Annotated in this window: 27 protein-coding genes and 1 tRNA gene; 11 read left to right on the forward strand and 17 right to left on the reverse strand. The window is 31.7% G+C overall.

Annotated features, from left to right (window positions below; genetic code table 11):
- Positions 1-7 precede the first annotated feature (7 nt).
- The gene (locus EW093_RS03540) at positions 8-1,081 is read left to right on the forward strand and encodes a tetratricopeptide repeat protein (protein WP_149567068.1); all 1,074 of its coding nucleotides are present in this window, start codon (positions 8-10) and stop codon (positions 1,079-1,081) included.
- Complete coding sequence (pgeF, locus tag EW093_RS03545) at positions 1,062-1,826, forward strand: peptidoglycan editing factor PgeF (RefSeq protein WP_187759814.1); 765 nt, start codon at positions 1,062-1,064, stop codon at positions 1,824-1,826. Before EW093_RS03540 ends, pgeF begins: the two co-directional genes overlap by 20 nt.
- On the opposite strand, the gene EW093_RS03550 is transcribed toward pgeF, so the two are convergent.
- Together EW093_RS03550 and EW093_RS03555 are read right to left on the reverse strand one after the other, a co-directional pair.
- Positions 1,816-2,178, reverse strand: a complete 363-nt coding sequence (locus EW093_RS03550) for a hypothetical protein (protein ID WP_149567070.1) — start codon at positions 2,176-2,178, stop codon at positions 1,816-1,818. The genes pgeF and EW093_RS03550 overlap by 11 nt on opposite strands.
- Positions 2,179-2,198: 20 nt before the next feature.
- Positions 2,199-3,506 carry a DEAD/DEAH box helicase gene (locus EW093_RS03555; RefSeq protein WP_149567071.1) on the reverse strand — a complete coding sequence of 436 codons (1,308 nt, stop codon included), beginning with the start codon at positions 3,504-3,506 and terminating at the stop codon, positions 2,199-2,201.
- 109 nt (positions 3,507-3,615) lie between these two features.
- Between EW093_RS03555 and EW093_RS03560 the strand changes: the two genes are divergently transcribed.
- Complete coding sequence (locus EW093_RS03560) at positions 3,616-4,602, forward strand: GSCFA domain-containing protein (protein ID WP_187759815.1); 987 nt, start codon at positions 3,616-3,618, stop codon at positions 4,600-4,602.
- Here EW093_RS03560 and EW093_RS03565 read toward each other — a convergent pair.
- The 3 genes from EW093_RS03565 to EW093_RS03575 form a co-directional block, all read right to left on the reverse strand.
- Complete coding sequence (locus EW093_RS03565) at positions 4,580-5,476, reverse strand: LysR family transcriptional regulator (protein WP_149567073.1); 897 nt, start codon at positions 5,474-5,476, stop codon at positions 4,580-4,582. The genes EW093_RS03560 and EW093_RS03565 overlap by 23 nt on opposite strands.
- A gap of 89 nt (positions 5,477-5,565) precedes the next feature.
- Positions 5,566-5,638: transfer RNA gene (locus EW093_RS03570), tRNA-Met, on the reverse strand.
- Positions 5,639-5,701: 63 nt separating this feature from the next.
- The gene (locus tag EW093_RS03575) at positions 5,702-8,368 is read right to left on the reverse strand and encodes a hypothetical protein (protein ID WP_149567074.1); all 2,667 of its coding nucleotides are present in this window, start codon (positions 8,366-8,368) and stop codon (positions 5,702-5,704) included.
- A gap of 150 nt (positions 8,369-8,518) precedes the next feature.
- Between EW093_RS03575 and EW093_RS03580 the strand changes: the two genes are divergently transcribed.
- Both EW093_RS03580 and EW093_RS03585 read left to right on the forward strand, forming a co-directional pair.
- Positions 8,519-8,851, forward strand: coding sequence for an anti-sigma factor antagonist (locus EW093_RS03580; protein WP_149567075.1), 333 nt, complete (start codon positions 8,519-8,521; stop codon positions 8,849-8,851).
- A 15-nt stretch (positions 8,852-8,866) separates the two neighbouring features.
- Positions 8,867-9,409, forward strand: coding sequence for an ATP-binding protein (locus EW093_RS03585; protein WP_149567076.1), 543 nt, complete (start codon positions 8,867-8,869; stop codon positions 9,407-9,409).
- Here EW093_RS03585 and EW093_RS03590 read toward each other — a convergent pair.
- Positions 9,406-9,945, reverse strand: coding sequence for a hypothetical protein (locus EW093_RS03590; protein ID WP_149567077.1), 540 nt, complete (start codon positions 9,943-9,945; stop codon positions 9,406-9,408). The genes EW093_RS03585 and EW093_RS03590 overlap by 4 nt on opposite strands.
- A gap of 96 nt (positions 9,946-10,041) precedes the next feature.
- Between EW093_RS03590 and EW093_RS03595 the strand changes: the two genes are divergently transcribed.
- The 5 genes from EW093_RS03595 (at position 10,042) to mutL (ending at position 18,032) form a co-directional block, all read left to right on the forward strand.
- The gene (locus EW093_RS03595) at positions 10,042-10,725 is read left to right on the forward strand and encodes a late competence development ComFB family protein (RefSeq protein ID WP_149567078.1); all 684 of its coding nucleotides are present in this window, start codon (positions 10,042-10,044) and stop codon (positions 10,723-10,725) included.
- 12 nt (positions 10,726-10,737) lie between these two features.
- Positions 10,738-11,640: a hypothetical protein gene (locus EW093_RS03600; protein ID WP_149567079.1), complete on the forward strand. Its 903-nt coding sequence runs from the start codon at positions 10,738-10,740 to the stop codon at positions 11,638-11,640.
- Between the two features lie 131 nt (positions 11,641-11,771).
- The gene (locus tag EW093_RS03605; RefSeq protein WP_149567080.1) at positions 11,772-14,801 is read left to right on the forward strand and encodes a hypothetical protein; all 3,030 of its coding nucleotides are present in this window, start codon (positions 11,772-11,774) and stop codon (positions 14,799-14,801) included.
- Between the two features lie 48 nt (positions 14,802-14,849).
- Positions 14,850-16,232, forward strand: a complete 1,383-nt coding sequence (locus tag EW093_RS03610; protein WP_149567081.1) for a hypothetical protein — start codon at positions 14,850-14,852, stop codon at positions 16,230-16,232.
- Positions 16,233-16,301: 69 nt separating this feature from the next.
- On the forward strand, positions 16,302-18,032 hold the full coding sequence (gene mutL, locus EW093_RS03615) for a DNA mismatch repair endonuclease MutL (RefSeq protein ID WP_149567082.1): 1,731 nt from the start codon (positions 16,302-16,304) through the stop codon (positions 18,030-18,032).
- Here the strand turns inward: mutL and EW093_RS03620 are convergent.
- The 5 genes from EW093_RS03620 to EW093_RS03635 form a co-directional block, all read right to left on the reverse strand.
- Positions 18,006-18,701 carry a hypothetical protein gene (locus EW093_RS03620; RefSeq protein WP_149567083.1) on the reverse strand — a complete coding sequence of 232 codons (696 nt, stop codon included), beginning with the start codon at positions 18,699-18,701 and terminating at the stop codon, positions 18,006-18,008. The two genes, mutL and EW093_RS03620, sit on opposite strands and share 27 nt — an antisense overlap.
- A 25-nt stretch (positions 18,702-18,726) precedes the next feature.
- Positions 18,727-21,381 carry a pyruvate, phosphate dikinase gene (ppdK, locus tag EW093_RS03625; protein WP_149567084.1) on the reverse strand — a complete coding sequence of 885 codons (2,655 nt, stop codon included), beginning with the start codon at positions 21,379-21,381 and terminating at the stop codon, positions 18,727-18,729.
- A gap of 58 nt (positions 21,382-21,439) precedes the next feature.
- Positions 21,440-22,174 (reverse strand): sigma-70 family RNA polymerase sigma factor, encoded by a 735-nt coding sequence (locus EW093_RS03630; RefSeq protein ID WP_342781921.1) that lies wholly within the window; start codon positions 22,172-22,174, stop codon positions 21,440-21,442.
- Complete coding sequence (locus EW093_RS17935) at positions 22,141-22,275, reverse strand: sigma-70 factor domain-containing protein (RefSeq protein ID WP_342781922.1); 135 nt, start codon at positions 22,273-22,275, stop codon at positions 22,141-22,143. The genes EW093_RS03630 and EW093_RS17935 overlap by 34 nt, the downstream gene beginning before the upstream one ends.
- Positions 22,276-22,485: 210 nt before the next feature.
- Positions 22,486-22,815: a hypothetical protein gene (locus EW093_RS03635; RefSeq protein WP_149567085.1), complete on the reverse strand. Its 330-nt coding sequence runs from the start codon at positions 22,813-22,815 to the stop codon at positions 22,486-22,488.
- 142 nt (positions 22,816-22,957) lie between these two features.
- Between EW093_RS03635 and EW093_RS03640 the strand changes: the two genes are divergently transcribed.
- On the forward strand, positions 22,958-23,224 hold the full coding sequence (locus EW093_RS03640; RefSeq protein ID WP_149567086.1) for a co-chaperone GroES: 267 nt from the start codon (positions 22,958-22,960) through the stop codon (positions 23,222-23,224).
- A gap of 164 nt (positions 23,225-23,388) precedes the next feature.
- Here EW093_RS03640 and rplS read toward each other — a convergent pair whose 3' ends face one another.
- Genes rplS through ffh form a run of 6 tightly spaced genes read right to left on the reverse strand, consistent with a single transcriptional unit; the run spans position 23,389 to position 26,779 of the window.
- Positions 23,389-23,748: a 50S ribosomal protein L19 gene (rplS, locus tag EW093_RS03645; protein WP_149567087.1), complete on the reverse strand. Its 360-nt coding sequence runs from the start codon at positions 23,746-23,748 to the stop codon at positions 23,389-23,391.
- 17 nt (positions 23,749-23,765) lie between these two features.
- The gene (trmD, locus tag EW093_RS03650; protein ID WP_149567088.1) at positions 23,766-24,434 is read right to left on the reverse strand and encodes a tRNA (guanosine(37)-N1)-methyltransferase TrmD; all 669 of its coding nucleotides are present in this window, start codon (positions 24,432-24,434) and stop codon (positions 23,766-23,768) included.
- Entirely contained in the window at positions 24,435-24,938 is a 504-nt protein-coding gene (gene rimM / locus EW093_RS03655) for a ribosome maturation factor RimM (protein WP_149567089.1), read from the reverse strand. It abuts the gene before it with no gap.
- Position 24,939: 1 nt separating this feature from the next.
- On the reverse strand, positions 24,940-25,173 hold the full coding sequence (locus EW093_RS03660) for a KH domain-containing protein (protein WP_149567090.1): 234 nt from the start codon (positions 25,171-25,173) through the stop codon (positions 24,940-24,942).
- Between the two features lie 10 nt (positions 25,174-25,183).
- A complete protein-coding gene (rpsP, locus tag EW093_RS03665; RefSeq protein ID WP_149567091.1) occupies positions 25,184-25,429 on the reverse strand; it encodes a 30S ribosomal protein S16 in 246 nt (81 codons plus the stop codon).
- A gap of 15 nt (positions 25,430-25,444) precedes the next feature.
- Positions 25,445-26,779: a signal recognition particle protein gene (gene ffh / locus EW093_RS03670; protein ID WP_149567092.1), complete on the reverse strand. Its 1,335-nt coding sequence runs from the start codon at positions 26,777-26,779 to the stop codon at positions 25,445-25,447.
- Positions 26,780-26,796 lie beyond the last annotated feature (17 nt).

Consider the following 26,796-nt stretch of genomic DNA (forward strand, 5'->3'; position numbering starts at 1 on the left):
GTATTATATGAAAAAAATATTACTTCTAATTATTACAGTTCAATACTCAATTTTTTCCCAGGACTTATTAATAAAAACATCGGATAACTATAATTTTAGTTATGAATCCTCAGTTCAAAACATAGAAGAGATAGTAACAAAGTGTGAATCTTTTAATAATTTTATTAATAAAGAATTAAAACTAAGTAGGGACATAGGCTTAAGGGATATCCTTGTTTTTAAGACAAAGACTTCATATAATTACTACCTGCAAAGTATTGGAGTAAAAGAGAGAGAAGACTATATTTTAATTCAATATAGTAATAATAGTTCTAAATTAATAATTTATTTAGATGACGAGGATCCAAATAAGAGTCTAAATTACCACTTAATTCTACAATATATGGCTTTTTATGCTTCAGATGCTCCATACTGGTTTACTATAGGTATTTCTACCTATTATGAGTGTAGTAATCGTAGTAATTGGATAGACCTTCTACAAAGGACAAATAATAAAGAAAATATTTTTACAACACTTTTAAACTCAGATAGGGAGAGTATAAAACCCTACCATTCATGGATAGTTATTGATTTTTTAATTAATAGTAAGGATAAAGGATACAATAGACTACTATGGGATACTCTATCCTATATTAAGTATAGCGATCAAGAAAATAAAGAACTAATTATAAATAGAAACTTCTCAACCTATAAACTAGATAAAGACCTATATGCCTACTTATTAGAACAGAAGGGTTATGAAGAGTATATGAATATTGGTATTGACCAGTATCAAAATAAAGAGTTTGAAAAAGCTATCAAAAACTTTCTTTTAGCTCTTAAATTAGAAGAGAATCAATATAGTCCTGAGTACTATTTAGCCCTCTGTTATAGTCAGTTAGAAGATTACAACAGATCCAATTCACACTTTACACTATCCTTAGATAAAGGAGCCCCTAAGGATGTAGTTTACTACTCTATAGGTATTAACTACTTTAAAGAGAGGAATTTTAAGCAGGCTAAAAAATATTTAGATGAGATTGAGGATAAGATGTATATTAAAATGGCAGAAGAAGTACTTAATGAAATCAGAAAATATTGACATTCTAGAATGGAATATATTTAGAGATATAGAGGTAAAAACCGGTATTACAACTAGAAGGGGTGGTTTTAGTAACCCTCCCTTTGACTCTCTGAATCTAGCAAAACATACAGGTGATAACATAGAATATGTGGATAAAAACAGAGAGATTTTATGCAATAAAATAGGTTCAGAAAAATCAAGTTATACCAGCGGTATCCAAGTTCATGGGGATAATATACACCTTGTTGATAGTAGTAATAAGGGCTTAAATAATTTTGAGTGTGACGCTTTAATTACAAGGGATAAAAATATTCTTTTAAATATCTTTGTAGCAGACTGTGTGCCAATTGTTGTCTATGATAAGGCGAAGAGTATTGGTGCTGTTTGCCATTGTGGATGGAAGGGTAGTAAAAAAAAATTACTAAAGAAAGTTATTTACTTTCTTATTGATAATTATAACTCTTATAGATCTGATATATTAATTGGTATAGGTCCATCAATTGGGCCATGTTGTTATAATGTATCAAAGGACCTTTTTGAGAGTTTTAAAACTAAGAAAATGGAAGGTTTTGTTAAAAAAAACAGCTATTACTTAGATCTTAAACTGATAAATAAAAACCAAGCCCTAAGTGTAGGTATTCCAGATGATAACATTGAAATTATGGATTATTGTACTTCTTGTAACAATAATTTGTTTTATTCATTTAGAAAGGAAGGAGAATCATCTGGTAGATTCTCCTGCTTCTTAGAAATTACTTCTTAAATAGTTTAGTTATCTTACTAAATATGCCACTGTTTTTTGGTTTTACATCACTCTTTGTAACCTTACTATTTGAAGGTGTTGATTTATTAGTTGTCACTTTAAAATCTTCGCCATACTTTTTCTTATAATAAGCAATTCGATCTTCAACCTTTGATTCAGATGAGACTCTTTTTATTCCATCCATTGGCTTAGAGTTAGGTTTCTTCTTAACGTAGTCATTTCTCTTTTTATTTGGCTTATTACTATTTTTGTTTTTAGTGTAATTACTATTTTGAGGATGTTTCTTTTTACTACTTTTTTTTGTATCTTTTTCAAAATCAACATCTAGGGAGTTAGTTCCAGAAACATTCATAACTCGACTTCTAAGTCGTTTTAATCGCTCTTCTTCAGTCTCATTATTACGTTTTTTATTAAAGTTATTACTGTTTCTAACATCTCTTTTTTATTATCCCTATTTCTGTTGTCTCTATTTCGATTATCGTTGTTTCTATTATCCTTTCCACGATTTTTATACTCATTTAAACTAAATCTTAGGTGGGAACTTGTATCTTCTAAAAATAGATCTTCAGTTGTTGGGAATACAGGAATTTTTGAATCTATATAATCCTCAATCCCAGAGAGACTATAAACATAATTCTCACAGGCTAAGGTTATAGCTTTCCCATTTTTACCTGCCCTGGCAGTTCTTCCAATTCTATGAACGTAGTTTTCAGAATCAAGGGGCAGATCATAGTTAATAACCAAAGAGAGGTCATCAACATGTAATCCCCTAGCAGCAACATCTGTAGCTACTAAAAACTTAACCTTACCCTCCTTAACACTATTTACAATACTAAGTCTCTTCTTTTGGGGTAAGTCACCCATTAAATACTCATTTTTATACCCATTATGATCCAATCTTTTAGATATTTCGTGGGCCATATGTTTTGTATTTGTGAAAATAATTGCAGAATCAGGATTTTCCCGGTTTAGAAGACCAAGAAGAATACTCATCTTTTCATCTTTCCCAACATGGTAAAGTTCCTGCTTAATAGCCTCTACTGTTAGCTGTTCAGCCTCAATAAAAATTTCCCCAGGGTTTTTCATATACTCCCATGAGATATTTCCAACACTTGGATTCATTGTAGCACTAAATAAAAGAGTAACCTTATCTTTAACATTTTTTGTTGCATTAAATATTTTTCTAATATCATCAACAAAACCCATATCAAAAAGTCTATCTGCTTCATCTACTACAAGAATTGAAAATTCACTAAACTTTATCTTTCCCTGCTTACTAAAGTCTAATAAACGACCAGGTGTAGCTATAACAATATCTACACCATTTTCTAATAGACTCTCCTGGGCTTTATAACTTGTTCCACCATAGAAACAACCCGCTTTAAAATTTAAATCCTGTCCTAAAATATCCGCTTCATCTTTTATCTGTACAGCTAATTCCCTTGTTGGAACTACAATTAGAGCCTTACTGTTTAAGTGTTTCTCTGTCTGTAATAAGTGGAATATGGATATTAAAAAAGCTGCAGTTTTACCAGTACCTGTTTGGGATTGTGCATATACATCCCTTCCTTCTAATACGTAATTGAAGGTTTTTTCCTGAACGGGAGTACATTCAGTAAAGTTTGCTTTCTGAATCCCGCTTTTAATTTCCGCACTAAATGCGTAATCGTCAAATTTCATTTTTTCTTCCTAATATTTAAGGTTTATTATATGGGATTGATCTAAAATTGTCGATACTCATTTCTCGGAACTACTTTTTATTTATATTATGTTATACTACTATATTGTAATGGAAAAATCTTTTTATATAAACTCTATAACCCCAGTAAAAGTAGAGAAGGCTCCATTTACCATGGATGTTGATACTAGGTCATTTTTAATAGGTTCTTGCTTCTCAGAAAATATATACAAAATATTTTATAATTATCATTTAAATAGTTTTAACTCCCCTTTTGGTTCTATATACAATCCTATATCAATAGCACAATCCCTAAAAAGATTAATACATGCAGAACTAATAACCAAGGAGGAGTGTATAATAAGTGATGGACTCTATCAACATTTTGATTTTCACTCAAAGGTTGGAGATACCTCCATTAATAACTACATAGAAAAGATAAACAGTTCAATTAAAGAGTCATCTATAAAACTTTTAAACAGTGACTTACTAATAATAACCCTTGGAACTGCTTTTACCTACCAGAGGGACGGAAGAAGTGTTAATAATTGCCACAAACAACCAAAATCAGAGTTTAATAGAAGGGTCTTAGAAATAGAAGAGATAGTAAAAGCATTAGAAACACCACTTATAGAGTTAAAAAAAAGAAATAACAGACTCAATATAGTTCTTACCCTAAGCCCAGTTAGGCACTTAAGGGATGACCCTAAAGAGAACTCATTAAGTAAGGCTGTTTTAAGGGTAGCAATAGATAAAATAGTAAAAGATCTTGATATTTACTACTTTCCTTCCTACGAAATACTTCTTGATGAATTAAGGGATTACAGATGGTACGATGAGTCTTTAAACCACCCTAGCAGTAGGGCTATAGAGTATATAACACAAAAGTTTTTCTTTGCAACAAGTAGTAATGGGTTAAATCAGTACCTGGAAAAGATACAAAAATTAAACAGTATGTTAAGTCATAGAATTATAAACCCCGGAAGCGAAACTTCACAAAAATTTATTAAAACCAGAGATAGACTATTACTTGAATTACAAAGGGAGTATTACTACTTAGAAAATTTAAAAGGGATTAGATCATCTCAGTATCTTTAAAATGATCAATAATCATCTCTATAAATACTTTGGTTGTTATCTTAACCTTATCACTTTTTCGATAAACAACACCAATTTTTCTACACTCATCTTTATTAAAAACTCTTCTGACATTTAAACTCTTCCCCTCTTCACCCTTTACTGCGATTCTAGGAATAACAGAGATACCAAAGTTAAGTTTTACCATCTGTTTGATAATTTCCATATTACCAACTTCCATAGCTACCTTTGGGATTGCTCCTATTAAGTCAAAATGAGTGTTTATATACTGTCTTGTATGGGCCTCTTTATCTAGGAGAATAAACTCATAATCAAGTAGGGATTTAACACTAAAGTCTTCAACCATATTTAATTCATGATTTATGGAAGTAATTACTACATCTTCTCTTACAACCAAGGGTTTACATATTAGTTTAGGATTATTTATTGGGAGCATTACTATACCAACATCACTCTCTTTATTCGCAACCATATCCGCTGCCTGATTAGAGAGTCCATTTTTAAGTATAATTTTTACTCCTGGATACTTATTTTTAAACTTTTTTAAAACTTCTGGAAGCATATAACATGCAGAGGTCATACTAGAGCTTATTGTTAACTCCCCCTCTTGTAAGTTTTTAAGAGAATCAATCCTAACTTGAGCAACTTCTATAGACTCTATTATAGAGACAGCATGTTCAAATAAAATTCTCCCAGCCTCTGAGAGTAGAACTGTTCTATTGTTTCTTTGAAATAGAGTTTCTCCTACTTCATTTTCCAAGAGTCTGATAGACTGACTTACAGCTGACTGTGTTTTATTTATTCGTTTAGCGGCATTGGAAAAACTCTTTTCAATAGCTACTGCATAAAAAATCTGTAATCTTTCTAAATTCATAACACACCTGTAGTAATTTTAGCCTTCATAGTACAAAAAAACAATAATTATAAAAAAGAAAAACCTAAGCTAAAGCTTAGGTTTTTAAGTAGTGGCGAAGGGACTTGAACCCCTGACAAAACGGATATGAGCCGTTTGCTCTACCAACTGAGCTACGCCACCTCGTTAATTGCTTTTGTAATATAGCAACCTAGTTAAAATATGTCAACTAATTGATGAAATATTTTAAAAAACTTTTCTCTCCCGTTTATCGTTTAATATTAATTCATTTAAATAATTACCAAGATAGAGATGTTTTTGATTATGTTCACTTAACTTACTAGCTCTATGTTGCAACAATCTAATAACTTTATTATATATGTTGTCCCTATTAACTCCATAATCCTCTAATACATTTTCTAATGATAAAAATAGGTAATAAAGATACTTATAATCATAAATTCCCTTTGAACTGTTAGATATATTGGTAATTTTATCAGCATATATCTTTAAAAAATTTTTATTCCCATTTACACATTCAAGTAGATACTTAAAATTATTTATCTCACTTTTTAAAATAGAGTGTTCCCTACTTCTATCGTAAAACTCTTCAATAAGAAAATAGCCATCCCTCCAGTTTAAATTCTCATCAAAAATAGTTTTATCCTCATCTTTAAACTCCGCAAGATAGATATACTCAATAGCCTTATCCCAATTCCCAGAAAAATATTCTAACTCTGATAAAAAGAAGAAACACTCAGGACTATCAACATTTGTTAATAAAACTTCCCTGGCTTCACCTTCTTTTCCAAGGTAGTAAAGAAATTTTCCTTTCCAGTTATTTAAAACTCCTAGAATATCTAAATAGTTGAAATTTTTTGCTAAAATAACCCCATGGTTAAGTAGATCTATGGACTCTTGGTAGTACCCAAGTTCTCCTAATGCCCTTGCACGTATAAACTGCAAATATAGAAACCATCTAGTTTTAAAAGAGACCCAACTATACTCAAGTAGTATCTTAGAGACCCTTAAAACACCACTAATATCCCCTTTAACAAAAAGAGCCATGGATAAAAAACATCCATTTCTAATGTATGAATAAGTATCATCAATATTTTTACTATAATTAAAATTCAGGTCAAAATAGTCTACTGATTCGTTAATACTACCTATACCTATAAGAGATAGGGCGAAGATTATCTTAGCTCTACTCTCATTATACGGTTCAGAACGAATCTGATAGTTATAATACAACTCCTTACACCTAGAAATAAGCCTTTCATCACTATTTGTTGACCAACTGTTCAAAACATCTAAGTATTCTAGGGATAGATAGTATTTATCATCTTTATTAATATTATTACCAAACTGAACATCTTTTATTACCCTCTCTAATCGGCTCTCCCTAATATTTTTATACTCTAAAATGCTTTTAAGGTTACTATTATCAGTAGCCTTATCAACTATTTTATCGGATAACTTTATTAAAAGCCCTAAATCTAAAACTTTCTGAATAAAGTTATATAATAGGTCAGTCACTTGGAACTTATAAGTCGAATTGAGTCCAATTAAGGAGATGATATAAGAGTAACTAAAAATTTTATCATAACCTAAGTTAAAAAAAGTACCTAAAAAGTTATCCCTCCACAACTTTATTTCTGAGTTTTTTAGTTTTGAAACAACTTCTAAAAGGTTATTATATCCTGGGTATAAGTTATTTTCGCCAATTAAAAGACCATCTCTTTTATATTTTTCTAACTCCTCTCTAAGGGTTATAATCTCATAACCTAACCCTTTGCAAATTAGTAAGATATCAGATGTTAATATTACTCCTTTAGTTATTAGTATTATATACAACAGTTGTAATGACTCATAACTCTTATCTTTTAATTGATCATATATAAATGAACTGCTAAAAGTACTGTTTTTAATGATTGGTAGAGGAGTTGTAAAACTACGACTTTCATTGGTAAAGATAGTAATAAAAACCCTGTTTATTAGGGATAAAAGAGTACAAAGCTCTCTAAAAAAATTATCCTCCTTATCAATTTGCAAAGTAAACATTACTCTGTATCGTTTAGAAAATGACTCAACCCATAAAAGAATCAGCTTATTAAAATGGATAACTGCATCATCTAAAATAAAACAGTCATAACTTCTTTGATTGAATTTTATAAATAGATCTTTATACATACCCCAATGGATAATCTCATCATCATCTAGATCTACACTTGGATCAAAAATTGGTTTAAGTGTAATAAGGAAGTCAATAAAAGATAAAAAGTAGTCACAGCTACCATTTAAATTAATATAAAAGATCTTATCTATGCTATTATTCCGGCTCCAGTAAACAAGATTGGTGTATATTTGATTATTAAACTCACTATTTGTTATATATAGATTACTATTTTTAAAACTAAAGTTATTCTGAAAATAACTATCAATTATTTCATGATTTATCTCCATATTATTTATCTTGAAATCCATAAATGTGTTATCAATAAGTATAAGTTTTTTATGTTTTTTCCCACTAATGTATTTTGATAGTATTTTAAAAGAGTCAGGAGTAAACCAAACTCTATTAATTCGATTAGTCATTATAGATAGATGGGCCCTCTTCTCCAAATACTCAAAATCACTATCCGGTCTAACATTGTCTACAATAATATTATACCCTACTAAATCAATATTACTACTTAAGACTTCATATACCTCTTGTAGGCAGTGGATAAAATTTATTAAAGAGTATTCATATCTTGATGGGAAGCAGCTAAGGTATGAAGAAAAATCACTAACATAACCTCCCCTTCTATCAATAACTTCAGATAAACTATTTACCAATTCACCTTCGTTTATGGAACTACTTTTTTTTAATAATTTTTTATGACTAATAACTATATATAATGATAACATAGTGACATTATAACATTAAAATAAAACTTATGTATAACTATTAATTATCATTAAATTAATAAAATAACCTTAACTTGACGCTTAGAATATGCGGTGGTATTATATATCTTAATCTGAGTACAACTTTTGTAAAATAAATTGGAGATGCCTGTGGAATTAAAAATTCGTAAAAGCTCTAATATCTATATTATAGATATACAAGGAGAGATGGATTTATACAATTCTTACAAACTTAAAGACCTAGTTATGAAAATGCTAGAGAAAAAGGTAACAAAGTTTGTAATAAATCTTGATAAGGTAGAGTATATCGATTCAAGTGGAATTGGAGCGTTAATATATATATGCTCAACTATAAAAAAGATGAACCTTCAACTACTAGTAACTAATGTTCATGGATCTGTAAAGAAGGTTATAGAACTTACAAAATTAATGGGTTATTTCCCAATGGCGGCTACTGTAAATGATGCCATAAAAACTCTTTAAAAATTAGGAGATTATATGTCGAATAAAATGATAGAGATAGATGATAATAGTAAACTATTTAATACTGAAGGCTGCTTTCATAAAGAGTTTCCTAGTGATTTAAGACAGGTTAGGTATTTTACATTATTAATTGTTCAAAAAGCACCTCCTGAGATAAAAGAGTTAAACCTTTTAGAACAACAGATTAGCGAATTAATCAAAAATGCGGTTAAACATGGTAACAAGTGTGACATCAATAAAAAGGTTCACATTTGGTACTACTTCTCAACAGAAGAGGCTAGAATAATTGTAGAGGATGAGGGAAAAGGATTTTTAAAGATTAGAGAGTGGAATGATTTTAATGAGAAAAGATTAAAATGTTTGCACGATGAAAACTTTGAAGAACTAGGTAATTACGTTTCTTATAGAACTCCTGATAGTGATGATAGGGACGGTGGAAATGCAATGTTTGCCGCCCTAGAGTATTGGAATAGCGGTGTAGTGTTTACTGAAAAAGCGAATAAAATAGCTGTAAGTAAAAAGTTTCCAAAATCCCAACGTGGTATTGAGATTAACTAATATAGATTATTATATGAAGAGGGATCAAAATATCCCTTTTCTTTTCTCTCTAACTGAAGATCAACTATTAGCCAATCTACATCAAATGTTAGATATATAGTTCCGACTTCAATATAATCCTTAAAATCTAGGACTAAATCTAACCAAGAAGAGTTATTATTTATACTAACCCCTCCTAAATACCAACTAAAATTTCTCTTATTATTTATTAGTCTATCTTTGTAGACAATATTAAAGATGAAGCTAAAATCTTCATCAAGGAATTTAATTTTATCACTACTATTTTTAATGGACAATAAAAAGTCATTAACTACATATAAGATAGCATTACTATTTTCAACATCTCCATAAAAATCCCCAAGATCCCCAATATAGAAGGACTTTGGCATTATATCTTTTTTAGATATTGTATTGGGTGTTTCTATATCATCTTTAGTGGCCTTACCCTTATTATTTCTAAGGTCAATGGGAGCATCTTCCGAAACTAATGAAAAGAGAGAGAATAGAACAAATAATGTAAAACAATAATATTTCATAAAAATATTATAGTTGTTCTTTTTAAAAAACAAAATAGATAGTTTTTTTATATAAAAAAGATTATAATGATTTATAATTATTACAAGGAGTATTAGATGCAGATTTACAACATAACAAAAGAGAGGGTAACTGATCTAGTTAATAAGGCTTTTGATTCCAGTGATAAACCTAAGGATTTATGCCTATGTTATCAATGCAGACTTGATGTTATGTGCTATGTATTAAATAGAGCAAAACCAATTTATGTACTTTCAGAACGGGGAATAGCCCATTTAAAAGACAATTATTCAAATTCTCTACAGGAGATAGCAGATCTTACTCGATTAGTAGCAAATGGGATTGATCTAGTTGCAAAGGCAAAGAGAGCCCACCACCTAGAACCATATGATTCACAAATAGATGAGGCCCCAGCATATTTTAATTTCCCAACAATTACAGGGACAATATTATCAGGGGAGACATTCGCTCCAGTTGAAGCATCTGTAACCCTACTTCTAGATAATAAAGTTGTGAAAATGAGGGATAGTAAGTGGATAAATCCAATTAAACTCTCTACTTCAATAAATGAGAATTATCTATTTTGGCCTAAGACACAGCCCGCAGAAAAGGTTGGTGAGATTAAAACATTTTTATTACAACTTAGTATTGAAGCTAAAGGTTATGAAACAACACCACACTTTTTTGAATTAACATTAACTTCTGAAAAAAATATAAATGATCATTTCCAAGCCCATAATACCTATACATGTAGCAATATTCTTCTATTTAAAAAAGATTAGAACTATCTGTATATGAAAAAAACATATTTACTAATTATCTTCTTAGCTACTAATATTTTTTTTTGTAGTGGAGAAGATAGTGGAAAAACAGTTTTTGCAACATCTCTTTTAAGTGATAACGATCTATACCTATCCCTAGAAGGTAGTTGGACTTTTGATTTAACTACATTTGCAAATGGTACACCCTCTGATATTTTCAAAAATCTGAGTTTTAAACAAAAACCAGATCTATCTGCATCCATTTGGTTATTTAACAAATTTTTCTTTGAAACAAACATTATATCAAATAGTGATGAAAACATTTTTCTTTTAGGATATCAAAATAGTGGAGAAGGTGGACTAAAAGAGTTTAGAATTGGTAATGACGATCTAAATATCTCAGAATATGCCCACTATACTCCCCCAATTAATAAAAATAGGTCTCCAGGGATAAGGGCTAAAATTGAAAATTCAAACTCAACCCATGAGATATTAGGAATCTATAGTAAAGAGGATAGGAACTTGGTAACCTATAGAGGGTTTCAAAACGTAGATACAGATACCCTAGATATTACTAATTACACCACAGGTTATTTTTTTGTCTTACCAATCGAAGTTAATGATTTTAACCTAATCTATAGTAATGATAGTAGTGAGTTATTAACTGTAGAAAAAAACAACTTTAACTATTACAAAAATAAACATCTTTTATATGTTGAGAACACAGATTTTAATAAAATATATATAGATGTGAATGAATTTGAACAGAGTGAATTAACCACTATTTTATATAATTTTATAGATCCAGATAATAACCCAGGAATAGTAACAACACTAACAGCAACAGAGATATGGGATAAGTATATTAAGATAATAGATGGTAAAAACTACCTATCCATATTTAGTGTTGGAGAGTTCTCCCCTTTGAGCACCTAGGTGTTTATACTAGTGATAATTTTGATCCAAACAGTAATTATGAAATATTCCTAGAGGATACAAAGCTAATTAACTATAGGGAGAGTAACGGTTTTATCATACTTGATGACCCTACATATAATTACCTAGACTTGAATTATAGATATCCTCTAATTCAGTTAGACCCATATATATATAGTGCCCAAGGTCAGGGACTAAATAGTAACATTAGTATATATATTAAAACATTTACAACTGTAGACTCTATTACTGTTCCATTAACAGTAAAAGAGAATAGTTTAACAGTAAATATAAATGGGGTTAAGTATACTGACTTTACCCACGATACTGATAGTGGGAAAATATCCTTTAAAAAACAGATTACCCCCCTAGATGATATAGTAATATATTATAAAGAAGATTCATCTATTGGTAATGGAAATTTGCTACTATCCTACGGTAGTAAGTATAATATAAATGAAAATTTAAGCTTAGAGTTATCAAACACAGGGAATTGGAATCTATCCAAGGAAGAGTATACCTACTCCACTAATGAGAATATTGGGAACCTATCATCAAAGGTGGAAGTAAACTATAAAAATAGCTATTTAAGTGGAAGGTTAACCTCTGAGTCAGTTATTTCAACACCGGATACATTAGGAAAGTATCTTCTTTTTTCCTATTCTACTTCTAACCTTATAATTCCTCTTTTAAGTACAGAGATTGGAATCTCCGACTCCCAGCTAGATCTAATTAAGAGGATAGATAATGATATCTTTCTAGAAACAAGTGATATACAAAAGTTAGCTCCCGATGATTCCGGGGGAGCATACTATATAAACCATGTTATAGGTAACTCTGTATTTGATGTTATAGTTCTAGAATCAGATGAAATTGGTAGTGGCCTATCCGCTTCCCTTAATTTGAACTTAAAGGATTATAAGGATAACTACTCATGGGCTACAAAATTTAATATAAACCTTCTTAGCAGCCTATCAGATAGGGATATTACTATAAAATTTATAAACCCTGATCTACCTGATAATAATGTTCTTAGTAAAGCTATTAGAGTTAATAAGAGTGATACCTACCAAGAGTATACAGTTGATTTTACTGAAGAAGAGAGAGCTAAATTAAAATATATAAGTAATATAGTTATCCAGTTAAATGAAGGTAGTAAGTCCTTAATTCTACTAAAATCAATTAGCTTTACAGGGGATTCATTAGTTAAACATCAGGGTTCAAATAGCTATACAGTAAGTAGTTTAAGTGAGGATATGATAATAAAAACTACAGGGACAACAGATGGAAAAGATATAGAAATCGGCTCTAAAATATCCCCTATAGATATTACCCAGTATAAAAAACTAAATATGACAATAACTAATAGTGGATTATTTAAGGGTGATACTTCTTTTAATTTAAATCTTAAAAACAGGGGGGAAGTAGTTGCTTCTATTACAATTCCAGGGAGTTATATAGAAATTGGGAATAATAGGATAGAAGTTGATTTAGATAATAAAACAATAAATAACAACAACAATACTATTGGTACTTTTGATATAACAGGTAGTGGTATAGTAGATAGTATATCTTATAATATATCTAACTATGAAATAAGTTCAGAACTAAGACTCTCTCCAATAGTTTTAAGTGAACCTGTTACAGACTTTTACAACCAGAGTGGGATTAAATTAGAGTATACCCCTAATTTAAGTTTAACATGGAAAGATAGGGAGATTCTTAGTAATTTTGTATTAACTACTTCAAATTATTTTAATTATTCAGACAGAAACTCCTACCTACTCTCAGCAGATATAAGATTTACTCTTTTAGAAAAGGATGTTAAAGCTGGTATAATATTTGATGATACAATAAAGGAGTTAAATTACTTTGTATCACTACCGACCCTCCAGTTACCACTATCTATTAGCGATTCATTTATATACTCAAGTAATAGTTATAGAAATAGTAAACTTAATTTAGACACTAAATATTTAGATCTAAGAATTGATTTAGAAGATACTACAGGGAGTGAAAGTGGAAAAAGAGTATCTCAATTTGAGTTAGAATTAAAGAATGAAGAGTCTTATTTATTAATTATAGATAGCCAGCTGACCCAACTGCGTAATGACTCTATAGATATACTAAATAGCGAGATAGGCCAAAGTTATTACAAAATTATCCCCAAAAATACCCTAGATCTTAGTAATAATCTAAACAGTAGTTTATCTTTTTTACTTAAAAAATCCATTTTTGAAATTAATTCCTTACAATCGACTAGCTACAAACAGGTTAAATATCCAGATAATATAGGTTCTAACAACTATTATGGAGATATATCTATTACTCTAGACCTAAAGGATATAAAACTTAAACCTAAAATATCTACAGATTACTCATTCTTAGAGAGTAGTAGTATAAATAACTTAGAGGAGGGGGTAAAAAACCATTTAAGCAAGTTTTTAGAGTACAATCCCTATAAAGAACTCTCCTTCTCCGATATTTTTTACAGTGGTAATGGTCTAGATTTCTATTATAACGATGACCTTTTTTTAAATAAAAAACTGAATTCTTTACTATCACTAGAAATAGAAAACAACATAGAGACTTCAATAAATCTGTTTATTCCTAACAACATTACATATAGTTTAAATAAAACCTATACCGATGATGCAACTAGGGAAGAGACAAATATAATAAATAGTTTAGACCTAGGATTTACCAGTAGCAGAAGTTTAAAAAATAGCTTTACAGCAAATAATAGTTACAATATAGAGAATAAAAGTAACACTTTTTCTTTTCAGTGGAAATTAATATATTATAAGGAGTTATTTAAAGATTATATCCTGGATATAACAAATGACCTGATGTTGAAGGAGAATAGTTTTTCAACTCTACTTAAGACAAACTTTAATTGGCCAGGAAAATCTGGGCCCCTGCTTATTACTCCTTTATTTGATAAAGTACTGGATAAACCTTATAATTATAAACATGAGGAGGCTTTATACCTTAATTTTGATCAATTAGATAGTAAATTTGGTGTGGGATTCCGACACGAGACTGTTTTAAATGTTAAAGACATTAATAAAACAAGTTTTTATATTGATGTTGGTTACAAAAATTATAGTACAGTTAAATTAAGCTTAGAGTTAGGTATTTACACTACTATAATTTTCTAAAAAGTGTATAATTAAATATTATCTTTACAAAAAAAAGGAGATATATAGATGAAAAAAAATATTATTATAGTTTTATTATTTGTTCTTTCAGTTAAACTGTTTTCCCAAGGGATGCAACCTTCTGAAGGGATGGGAATGGGAATTGGTTTAAGTAACCAAAATATTAACGGCTTAAATTATCAATCAATCGCTTTAATGCCAGAGTTAAACCTTGGCTTTTTTGGAATTGGTCTAAATGTTGATTTAAGATTTACTCTTAAGATTTCAGCAGAGGGTGAGCCAGCTTTTGAAATTCTACAGGATGACTGGATAATTGAGGATGGAACTCCCAAAGAGTATCTATCCCTATATTTAGCTAAAATTGCCTATATCCGTTTAGGACAAAAGGATGAAAATTTTTACTTAAAAGCAGGGCAATTTAATAGAGCCACTCTAGGTAATGGTTCAATATTAAGTGACTACTCAAATATGCAGTTTCTACCAGAGACTAGAGTTTTTGGTTTAGCACTAGATATAGATGGAGCTCTATTTAATTTCCCATACATAGGGTTTGAATCCTTTGTTGGTAATATAGCAGCTGTAGATGTTTTAGGTGGTAGATTATACACAAGACCATTTAAGGCTCTATCTATTCCTGTACTCTCTAATGTAGAAATTGCGGCATCAGGAGTAATTGATAGGGATCCTTATTTTTATAACTCTGAAATAGACTCTTCCTCTGATGATCTTGTATCAATATACGGTGTAGATGTAACCATCCCTTTTATAGATACTCCAATTTTTGGTCTTAATATCTATGGGGATATGGTTTTTCAAAATGAGTCTAGTGCTCAAATTTACGGTTTAGGTGGAAAAGTAATAAGCCTAATTAACTATAAATTAGAGTATATTAATCAGAAAGAGAACTATATCGCAGACTACTTTAACGCAAGTTATGACTTAAATAGAACAAGTACAAACTTTGATATATACCATGGTAATATCTCAGACCCTAATGAAATCATTCCTGCAAAACAGGATATGGCTGCGTCGCTTGGTTTTGAAATACCTAAAATTTTATACTTTGATGCTAGGCTAACTGGAATATTATCACTTTTTGATACTCCAGCACTCTCTGCAGAAGAAGCTCCTCAACTATACCCTTCACTTAAAGGGACACTGCATATAGATGATGAGATATTAAAAATTGTTAGTGCCGATTTCTTCTATCTCAAAAATGGTATGGATAGTTTCAACTCTATAATTGATCCAACTAACGCAATAATTGGTGGTAGCGTAAGCTACTATCAAGGGAATATGGTGGTATCTTTTATAGTTGATGTTAAATATAACGGAGATGCTGTAGATAATATTGATACAACTAATGTTGATGAATCTGTTACTGAACAGTGGATAACAAATACACAAATCGCAGTAAACTTTAAACTTTAGTATCTATTATTAATTAAAAACCGAAGCCCTATACTTATACATAGGGCTTTTTTTTGCTAATATTAAATTATGAAACCAGTAAAAAAATTAAACGACCTAGTAGCAAAGAAAATAGCTGCAGGAGAAGTTATAGATAGACCATATTCGGTAGTTAGAGAGCTTTTAGATAACTCTATTGATGCAGGTAGTAGCGACATCTCTATATATGTTGAAAATGGTGGAGTTACAAATATAAGAGTAGTTGATAATGGTTCTGGAATGAGTCGAGAGGATCTCTCCCTCTGCTACCTACCCCACGCAACAAGTAAAATAGAGACTGAGGATGATCTATTATCCCTTAAGAGTCTTGGATTCAGGGGTGAGGCGCTCTCTAGTATATCAACCTGTACAAAATTAAGCATAGTAAGTAAAAAACAGGGGGAGGAAGCATATAAACTGATTGTTCATGGAGGAGAGTTTCTATCCCTTAACGAGTTTAGAGGTTCAGTTGGGTCTATAATAAACGCTTCAGACCTATTTTACTCAATCCCTGCAAGACGTAAGTTTTTAAAAAAAGCATCTGCTGAGACAACACTTTGTAAAAATACCTTTCTAGAGAAGGCTATCCCCTTCCCAAATATTAACTTTAAATTCTATAAGGATGACAAACTTGAACTTTTTCTACCTAAATCAACCCTTAAAGAGAGGGTAATTAATAGTTTCAAAAATAAGTTTAACTCATCCTTATTAGAGGAGGTATCCTGTGAAGGGGAAGGTTTTAAAATTCAAGCCGTATTAGGAAGACCTGAACTCCACAGAAAAGATAGGAAGTATATGCATGTATATACAAATAAGAGACGTATAACCGAATTCGCCTTTATTCAAGCCTTACAGTATGGTTATAACGAAGTATTACCAGGAGGGAACTACCCTATTGCATTTATCTTTATAGATGTGGATCCATCTTTAATTGACTTTAATATCCACCCTGCTAAAAAAGAGGCTAAGTTTAATAATCTTCAGACAATACATCATAGGCTAGTTGAATTGGTAAAGTCATTTTTAAGTCAGTACCACTATAATATGTTAACTTCCCATAAATCATCTGCACCAATAGTAAAGGAATTAATAGATTCTAAACGGGATTATAACTATACAAAAAATATCCCAGTTAAAAATGATGTGGTATATAAGGAGAAATTTGATTCATTTCTAGAAAATCCTCCTACTTTTAAAAGCCACCAAGAGCTAAGGGATGAGGTAACTAATAATAACAACTCTAGAAGTTATAAATATTTAGGTCAAATAATGGATGTTTTTCTACTAGTAGAGAGGGATAACACCCTCTATGTAATAGACCAACACGCAACCCATGAAAGGATTCTTTACAATAAACTAACTAGTCAAAAAGTTAACTCACAAGATCTTCTTCTACCAATAGAATTTGAAGTTACAAATGAGGATATAAACCTTATAGAAAAGAATTTAGATACATATTTAGAACTTGGGATTAAAGTAGCAAAATTAGACGATGATACCTATAAAATTACCGCTCTACCAAGCTTTTGTAAGTTACTAGATTCTGAAATAATAGACTTTATAAAGAGTAAAAAGGGTGCAAAGGCAGATATACAAAGAGACCTATATGATACTTTAGCCTGTCGAAGTGCAATTAAAGAGGGAGACCCAATAGATCCTGTTGCAGCAAGGGAGTTAATCGATGCTGCTTTTCAACTGGATCAAGCTAGATGTCCCCACGGTAGGCCTATATGGTTTGAACTAACAAAAAAGGAGTTATACGAGTTGGTTGGTAGAATTTAATAATCTCTCTTTTATGCAGTTGTAATATATTGAAACTCTAAAACATATAGATATTGGAAAAATTATTATCAGTGCCACTGTTAAATATGGATATATAGCGTATATATCACTCTCCATAGTTAATGGATTTATATATGGGGAGATGATTAGTGCTAATAAAAATTGTAGTATTATTGGGAAAATATATATTTTTAATATTTTTATTAAATATCCATCTTTTAAACTATTTGTAGTGGCTATTATAGACTCTTTTAAACTTTTATTACCAACAACATATTCGACTTTTAAAAGATTTAAGTAGACCATAGCTAAAATACCTGGAATTATAAATATAGATAAACCTAAAAAGATAAGACCAGCACCTATAAAAGTGATAAAACTATAAACAACAACCTTAGGGATACTACTTTGTATCTCTTCCCATATTATAAACTCCCTATCTACATATCCAGTACTAATTAATCCTGTGGAAACGACCTCTACTAGGATCATTAGAAATACAAAAATAGGGATAATAACTATAAAGATATCTGGTAAAGATTCCATTCTAACCAAGATAGTATACGGTCCTAATACAGCCCCAATTAAGATGGTTGCATATAAAAAGTGTGACTTATACAGAGCCACACTGTCGATTAATATTTTTTTCAATGTTAAATAACTATTCATAATTTATATTATACATAAATATAAATTAAGTTCTATTCCTAATTACTGATTGTGCACCAGCTAACCTTGCCAATGGAACTCTAAATGGAGAACAAGAGACTAAATTTAGCCCACTTCTATATACAAAGTCTATAGATTTTGCCTCTCCACCATGTTCACCGCATATGGACATTTTTAAATCACTCTTAACACTTCTACCCTTATTTACCGCAGTTATAACTAACTGGCCTACTCCCTCTTCATCAAGAACTTGAAATGGATCGTTCTGTAGTATCTTTTTACTTAAATACTCAGGAACAAAGGAGCCTACATCATCCCTTGAGTAACCAAATGTCATTTGGGTTAGATCATTTGTACCAAAGGAGAAAAAGTCAGCATATTCTGCAATTTTATCAGCGGTTAATGCTGCCCTTGGGATCTCTATCATTGTTCCAATTTTATAGGGAACACTATCTTTTAACTCATCAAAAAGTCTAGTAATTATAATTTCTGATCTTTCACGTAGAATTTTTAGCTCATTAACAGTCCCTACAAGGGGTATCATTATCTCTGGGAATACTTTAATACCCTCCCTTTGACAAAAGATTGCACCACGAATAATAGCCTCTATCTGCATATCATATATCTCAGGATAAGTTATACCTAACCTACAACCTCGATGTCCAAGCATTGGATTTTGCTCTTTTAGAGACTCAATTCTTAACTTCAGTTCTGATACATCTTTATGTAGCATTTTAGCTAGACTATCAAACTCATCGCCAGGTACAAACTCATGTAATGGAGGGTCTAATAACCTAATAGTTACTGGGAGTCCATCCATAACCTTAAAAATTCCCTTAAAGTCTGAGATCTGTAGATCTTTAATTGTTTCAAGGGCTTCAACCCTCTCACTAAGGCTATCAGCTACAATCATTCTTCTAAAGTGTTCAAGTTTAGCCTCGTCAAAAAACATATGCTCAGTACGGCAAAGTCCAATACCTACTGCACCAAACTCTCTAGCTCTTTTTGCATCCTCCGGAAGGTCAGCGTTTGCTCTAACATCAAAACCTTTTTTAACTCCATCCCTAGTTGCACTCTCTCTTACTTCATCACTCCATTTTAAAAATATCTCTAACTGGTCAGTTAATTTAGGGTATACTAAAATACATTTTCCACTATAAACATTTCCACTACTACCATCGATTGTTATTGTATCCCCCTCTTTAAAATAGTTATTACCTATCTTCATCGCTTTACCTGATATCTCAACAGCTTTACAACCGGCGACACAGGGTTTTCCCATTCCCCTTGCAACAACAGCAGCGTGACTTGTCATACCGCCTGTAGCTGTTAATATACCCTCTGCAGCATTCATCCCTCCAATATCTTCTGGGGATGTCTCTCTTCTTACCAATAGGACATTACGCCCCTCTAGAGCCTTTGCCTCTGCATCCTCTGGAGTGAATACAATTTCTCCACATGCAGCTCCAGGAGAAGCATTAAGACCTGTTGCAACAGCTTTTAAGGAGTTTAGTGTAGTTGGATCAATCATTGGATGTAGAAGTTGATCTAACTGATCTGGAGTTACACGCATAATTGCAGTCTCTTTATCTATTAGACCCTCTGAAACAAGATCAACAGCTACTTTAACAGCTGCCTGACCTGTTCTCTTTCCATTTCTAGTTTGAAGGAGAAAGAGTTTCCCCCTCTCTATGGTAAACTCCATATCCTGCATATCTTTATAGTGATTCTCCAGTGTCTGTTTAACATCTAATAACTCTTTATATAACTGGGGGTTTTCACTCTCTAATGTGCTTAGTTTCTGAGGTGTTCTAATCCCTGCAACAACATCCTCTCCCTGGGCATTCATTAGATACTCACCATAAAAGTAGTTATCTCCTGTAGCTGGATCCCTTGAAAAACATACACCAGTACCGGAATCATCACCAAAATTTCCAAAAACCATTGATTGAACATTAACAGCGGTACCAATTAAACCATCTATCTTATTTATAGTTCTATATTTAACCGCCCTCTCATTATTCCATGATCCAAAAACAGCTCCAATTGCAGCCCATAATTGCACCAAAGGGTCTTCGGGAAAACTCTCTCCCGTATTATCTTTATAAACTTCCTTATAGAGATTTACCAACTCTTTTAAGTCATCTACATTTAATTCTGTGTCTAGATCATAATTATGAAAGTTTTTAATTGATGTTAATTTATCTTCGAAGAGGGAGTGGGAGACACCCATTACAACATCTCCAAACATCTGAATAAACCTTCGGTAGGAGTCCCATGCAAAACGTGGATTACCACTTATCTGGCCTAGTGCAACTACAGATGTTGAGTTTAAACCTAGATTAAGAACTGTATCCATCATTCCTGGCATTGAGATAGCTGCTCCAGAACGCACAGAGACTAGAAGAGGATCCTTAGGGTCGCCAAACTTCTTATTTGTCTCTTTTTCTAGTTTTACAATATTTGATTCTATCTCTTTTTTTACATCTTCAGGATAAGAGTGATTTTTCTCTGAATATATTTTACAAACCTTTGTAGATATTGTGAAACCAGGAGGGACAGGGATATTTAAATTGGTCATCTCTGCCAGGTTTGCGCCCTTTCCCCCAAGTAAATTTTTCATAGATGTTGAGCCTTCTGCTTTACCACTACCAAAAAAGTAAACGTTTTTTTTGTCCATATTTTCCTCCAATCTATATAAATAATCATTATATATGAAGTGGTGGAAGTCAAACTTTTTAAGCGACAAAAACCTCTAGTGATTCCCTATTTACAGAATCCCTTAGTTTTTCTAAAGCTTTTTTTTCTATTTGCCTAACTCTCTCTTTTGTTACACCTAATTGATCTCCAATTGCCCTTAAAGAGAGGGGTTTATTTTCATTTAGACCAAACCTTAAATTTATGATCATAGCTTCTTTATCATTTAAGTTCGAAAGCTCACTATTTATACTCTCCTTAAGGGAGTTAGTTAAAGCCTCTTCTTCTGGTGTTTTATATGTTGATTCAATAATATCACCAAGGTTACCTGAATCAGAGGCATCTGAACTTGGAGAGTCTAGTGATATTAAATCTTGGGATATTTCAATTAGTTCTTGTACTTTAATATTATCCATACCTAATATTGCTGCGACTTCCTTAGTATCAACTTGTTCTCCTGTTACCCTTGAAATCTCTCTTTGAGTTTTCTGAATTTGAACAAGTTCGTTAGCTCTATTAAGGGGTAGTCGTATAGATCTTGATTTTTCACATACAGCTTTTAATATAGACTGTCTAATCCACCATACTGCGTAGGAGATAAAATGATACCCTTTGTCTGGATCAAACTTATCAACTGCAGTCATAAGACCCAAATTCCCCTCATTTATCAAGTCTTCAAAGGGTATTCCACTGTTTTTATATTTTTTTGCAACATTGACAACGAACCTAAGATTAGAAGTTATTAATCTCTCTTTAGCTTCTGAATCACCATCCAAGGCTTTCTAGCTATTGAGTCCTCCTCTTCTCTTGTTAATAAAGGTATTCTATTTATCTCATCTAAATATAATGCTAGTAAGTTTTCTTCATTATTAATCATTGTATCCTCCATAGGAACTGTTATGTAAACAATAAAGCAAGTAGCGTGCCAACTATTCTAGAGGTTAACTAAGGGGGTTAGATCAGAATTTTTAGTTATTTTTAATGAAAGTTGAGTCAATAAAACACATTTTATTCTTTTGTTATCAGAAGTGGGTCAAATTATCCTTATTTATATATTATTTGTTCAAGGTGTGTCAAAAAGTAACAGTTAGCGATTAAAAGAGTGAAAATCTACATAGGTTATTCCATCACTCCAGCTTGATGGGATATCTGAATATGGGAATATTATTTCAATTGATTTAAAAATATCCTCTTTTTCCTTAGTATCTTTATTATTTATATAACCAGTAGCTAGGAGATCACACCAATAATCCTTTATTAAATCGATTATCATATCCAGCTCTGGGGAACTTACTTTTTTATTATTCTTTTTTTCTGATAGATATTTATTTATCTGTACTTCTTTAAAAATAGAGAAATCTTCCATAAAAAAAATTGCTCTAGATAAATTGTCCAGCACTTCTAACCTTCCTAACACTCTATATCCTTTTGTTAATAAAAAAATAATAAATAAATAACAAAATGACAATTTATTTTCAAAAAAACTTACGTTATGTTGCCCATAGAACTAAATTTGACTATATTATATTTAAGTTTTTATGATAGTTAAGGAGTTACATGTGAAAATTAAACCATTAGGTGATAGAGTATTAATTAAAATAGAAGAAGCAGAAACAAAAACAGCCTCTGGACTATTTATTCCACAAACAGCTCAGGAAAAGACTCAGCAGGGTGTTGTTGTAACTATTGGCGATGATACTGAGACAATAACAGTTAAAGCAGGTGATAAAGTTATGTATGATAAATATGCAGGTACACCTGTAAAGATTGATTCTGCTGATCATCTTATAGTGCAAATGTCAGATATTATTGCAATTATTGAGTAATAATTTACAATAAACGATTATAAAGTCATCTTTTATAGGTGACTTTTTTTTTACTTTTTTAAAAGGGCAAAAAAAAACTGCCCCTTAGGACAGTTTAAGTAGATAAGGTTATCTAACTTTTTTTCAAAGAACTTTCTTTTATAGAAAGTTCCATTTAGGCACAATTACTTAACCTTTTTTCTAATAAGTTCTTTAACCTTAGCTTTTTTACCAACTCTTTCTCTTAGGTAGTAAAGTTTAGCTCTTCTAACTTTTCCAAGTCTAGAAACTTCAACTTTTTCAATTCTTGGAGAATTTATAGGAAAAACTCTCTCTACACCTACATTGTTGAAAGAGATCTTTCTAACAGTAAATGTTTTTCTAATACCAGCATTGTTTTTCGCAATTACTATACCTTCATAAACCTGAACTCTCTCTGTAGTACCTTCAACAATTCGATAGTGAACTTTTACAGTATCTCCAATTTTGAAGTTTTCAGGATTATCTTTTAACTGTTTAGCTTCTACTGCTTTTATGATATCCATATTCAAATCCTTCGACCCTAATCTTTTAAAAGATCTGGTCTGTTATTTAATGTTTTTTCGTAACGCTTTTTACATCGCCACTCTTCAATAACCCTATGATTACCTGATAATAAGACATCAGGAACTTTAAGGCCTCTAAACTCAGCAGGTCTAGTGTAATGGGGATACTCTAGATATTTCCCTTGAAAGCTCTCCTCTTCTAAGGATTCCTTCGTAATTACACCGTCACAAAGTCTATAAATGCTGTCAATTACAACTAAAGATGAAATCTCTCCAGATGATATAACATAATCACCTATAGAAACCTCATGATCTACATACTCATCAATAACTCTTTGGTCTATACCTTCGTAACGACCACAGACAAGCACTATCTCACTCTCTTTAGAAAACTGCTCAGCTAGTTGCTGCGTATATTTCACTCCAGATGGAGTAGGAAATATTACAGTTTTATCTTTTGCCTTTATGGAGTCTAGAGCTAAAGCCAATGGCTCAGCCTTTAGTACCATTCCAGCACCACCACCAAAGGGGTAGTCATCGCATTTTTTATGCTTATCTAAAGCATAATCACGAATATTTAAAATCTCATACTCTATTAGTCCTCTCTCTACGGCCTTAGCCATAATAGATGAACTAAAGAATCCTTCTATGATCTCAGGGAATAGTGTTAAGATCTTGAATTTCATCTAATCTAAAATCCAGTCTACTCTTAACTCTATCTTTTTGTTGATAATATCAACATCACCGACAAACTCATTTCTAAAGGGAACTAAAACAACAACATCGTTATCACTTTTTTTAACCTCTAAAAGATCATTTGGGCCACCGTAGACCATGTCTAAAACGGTAGCTAAAGTCTCCCCTTGATACACAAGGTCACAGCCAATTAAATCCGATTGGTAATACTCACCCTCATAACAAGGTGCTTTTAACCCTTCATCAACTAAAATATCATAACCAGCGTATAATTTCCCCTCTTCAGGAGAATCAATACCCTTTAATTTTAATAGTGTAGATGCTCCACTGCCTTTAACAGCTTCTACTTCAAAACTCTTTGATCTATTACCTTTTTTTAAAACTACTGTTTCAAAATTCGAGTAGTGATCATAGTCTCCAGATGAACTAAATACTTTTAAATCACCTTTTACACCATGTGAAGTTCTTATTTTACCAACAATTATCTGACTCATATTAATCTAAAATTTCCAATACAGTTCGTCTATGACTACTGTTATTAGTAGCATTTAGGATAGTTCGAATTGATCTTGCTATTCTACCATGCTTCCCTATTACTTTTCCAATATCACCATCAGCTACTTTTAACTCAAGTATAGTAGATTTATCACCTTCTATCTCGTTTAATTCTACACTATCCGGATTATCTACAAGTGATTTTACAATGTATTCAACAAGATCTTTTTCCATTCGTCCCTACTTACTTTGCTGCTTTAGCTCTATTAAGAAGTTTTTTTACAGTTTTTGTTGGTTGTGCACCATTTTTGATCCACATATCAACTTTTTCCTGATCAACTCTAATTTGTTTATCTTCAGCTTCTACTGGGTGGTAAAAACCTATTTCTTCGATAGCTCGACCATCTCTAGGTGTTCGAGAATCCATAATAACAATTCTATAATAAGGTCTTTTTTTAGCCCCTAATCTTTTTAATCGAATTTTAACCATTAACAATTTCTCCTGTTACATCATTCCGCCAAACTGTTGCATAAGCTGAGCTTGGTATTTTTTATTTTTAGTAACTTTCTTCATCATAAGTCGCATTTTATCGAACTTTTTCAGAAGCCTAGATACTTCGGCAACGCTAGTACCGCTACCTTTGGCAATTCTCTTTTTCCTAGGAGGACCAATAAGTCTATGGTTTCTCCTTTCAAGAATTGTCATTGAGAGAATTATTGCTTCTTCTCGTTTCATGCCCTTTTCATCTATATCTTCATCGTTAATCTTCCCGGCCATTCCTGGAATCATACCAACTAGAGACTGCATTGACCCCATCTTCTTAAGCTTTTTGAACTGATCCAGATAATCCTCTAATGTGAATGTAGCACTCATCATCTTTTTCTGCATCTGTTCCGCTTCGTCTTGGGTAACACTCTCCTGCACCTTTTCTACAAGAGATACAACATCTCCCATACCCAGAATTCGAGAGGCAACCCGCTCTGGGAAAAAAGGCTCTATATCTTCAATTTTTTCTCCAATACCTATAAATTTAATAGGTTTCCCTGTGCTGCTTTTGAGGGAAAGAGCAGCACCGCCGCGGGTATCGGAGTCAAATTTCGTTAACATTACACTAGAGATACCAACTTGCTCATCAAAGCTTTTTGCTATCTCTACGGCATTTTGACCTGTCATTGCATCAGCAACAAACATAGTCTCATCTGGATTAACAGCCTTTTTAACAGCTATTATTTCATTCATCATATCTTGGTCTAATTGAAGTCGACCAGCAGTATCAATGATTATAGTATTAAATTGATTCTTTTTTCCATAGTCTAAAGCGTTATTTACTATTTTTACTGCATCTTTATGCTCTTCAAAGTAGACAGGAACATCAATTTGGCTACCTAAAACCTTTAATTGCTCTATTGCAGCTGGTCTAACCAAGTCTGCAGCAACTAATAGTGGATTTCGGCCCTCTTTTTTCAATTTATATGCGAGCTTAGCTGATGCAGTTGTTTTACCTGCTCCTTGAAGTCCAAGCATTAATATAGTAGTTGTTTTATTGGGGCTATTAAGATTAAGAGCCTGGTTTTCATCACCAAGTAGGGCAACAATCTTATCATAGACTATTTTAGTAAACTGCTGTCCTGGATCAACGGCCTTTAAAACCTTCTCACCCTTTGCTTCTTCTATAGTTCTATTAACAAATCTTCTTACAACTCTAAGGTTTACATCCGCTTCTAAAAGTGCAATTTTTATCTCGTTTACTGCATCTTCTATATTCTTTTCTGTAATCTTTCCTTTACCTGAAAGTTGTTTTGTAATATCTGTAAATTTTTGCGCTATATTTTCTAACACTACTGAAAGCCCCTCTA

Source organism: Thiospirochaeta perfilievii (assembly GCF_008329945.1).
GTDB classification, from domain to species: domain Bacteria; phylum Spirochaetota; class Spirochaetia; order DSM-2461; family DSM-2461; genus Thiospirochaeta; species Thiospirochaeta perfilievii.

Bases quoted from the DNA above. Each gene is read 5' to 3' on its own strand.
- EW093_RS03540 (WP_149567068.1), top strand. From the start codon at position 8: ATGAAAAAAATATTACTTCTAATTATTACAGTTCAATACTCAATTTTT.
- pgeF (WP_187759814.1), top strand. From the start codon at position 1,062: ATGAAATCAGAAAATATTGACATTCTAGAATGGAATATATTTAGAGAT.
- EW093_RS03550 (WP_149567070.1), bottom strand. From the start codon at position 2,178: ATGAATGTTTCTGGAACTAACTCCCTAGATGTTGATTTTGAAAAAGAT.
- EW093_RS03555 (WP_149567071.1), bottom strand. From the start codon at position 3,506: ATGAAATTTGACGATTACGCATTTAGTGCGGAAATTAAAAGCGGGATT.
- EW093_RS03560 (WP_187759815.1), top strand. From the start codon at position 3,616: ATGGAAAAATCTTTTTATATAAACTCTATAACCCCAGTAAAAGTAGAG.
- EW093_RS03565 (WP_149567073.1), bottom strand. From the start codon at position 5,476: ATGAATTTAGAAAGATTACAGATTTTTTATGCAGTAGCTATTGAAAAG.
- EW093_RS03575 (WP_149567074.1), bottom strand. From the start codon at position 8,368: ATGTTATCATTATATATAGTTATTAGTCATAAAAAATTATTAAAAAAA.
- EW093_RS03585 (WP_149567076.1), top strand. From the start codon at position 8,867: ATGTCGAATAAAATGATAGAGATAGATGATAATAGTAAACTATTTAAT.
- EW093_RS03590 (WP_149567077.1), bottom strand. From the start codon at position 9,945: ATGAAATATTATTGTTTTACATTATTTGTTCTATTCTCTCTCTTTTCA.
- EW093_RS03595 (WP_149567078.1), top strand. From the start codon at position 10,042: ATGCAGATTTACAACATAACAAAAGAGAGGGTAACTGATCTAGTTAAT.
- EW093_RS03600 (WP_149567079.1), top strand. From the start codon at position 10,738: ATGAAAAAAACATATTTACTAATTATCTTCTTAGCTACTAATATTTTT.
- EW093_RS03610 (WP_149567081.1), top strand. From the start codon at position 14,850: ATGAAAAAAAATATTATTATAGTTTTATTATTTGTTCTTTCAGTTAAA.
- mutL (WP_149567082.1), top strand. From the start codon at position 16,302: ATGAAACCAGTAAAAAAATTAAACGACCTAGTAGCAAAGAAAATAGCT.
- EW093_RS03620 (WP_149567083.1), bottom strand. From the start codon at position 18,701: ATGAATAGTTATTTAACATTGAAAAAAATATTAATCGACAGTGTGGCT.
- ppdK (WP_149567084.1), bottom strand. From the start codon at position 21,381: ATGGACAAAAAAAACGTTTACTTTTTTGGTAGTGGTAAAGCAGAAGGC.
- EW093_RS17935 (WP_342781922.1), bottom strand. From the start codon at position 22,275: ATGATTAATAATGAAGAAAACTTACTAGCATTATATTTAGATGAGATA.
- rplS (WP_149567087.1), bottom strand. From the start codon at position 23,748: ATGGATATCATAAAAGCAGTAGAAGCTAAACAGTTAAAAGATAATCCT.
- trmD (WP_149567088.1), bottom strand. From the start codon at position 24,434: ATGAAATTCAAGATCTTAACACTATTCCCTGAGATCATAGAAGGATTC.
- rimM (WP_149567089.1), bottom strand. From the start codon at position 24,938: ATGAGTCAGATAATTGTTGGTAAAATAAGAACTTCACATGGTGTAAAA.
- EW093_RS03660 (WP_149567090.1), bottom strand. From the start codon at position 25,173: ATGGAAAAAGATCTTGTTGAATACATTGTAAAATCACTTGTAGATAAT.
- rpsP (WP_149567091.1), bottom strand. From the start codon at position 25,429: ATGGTTAAAATTCGATTAAAAAGATTAGGGGCTAAAAAAAGACCTTAT.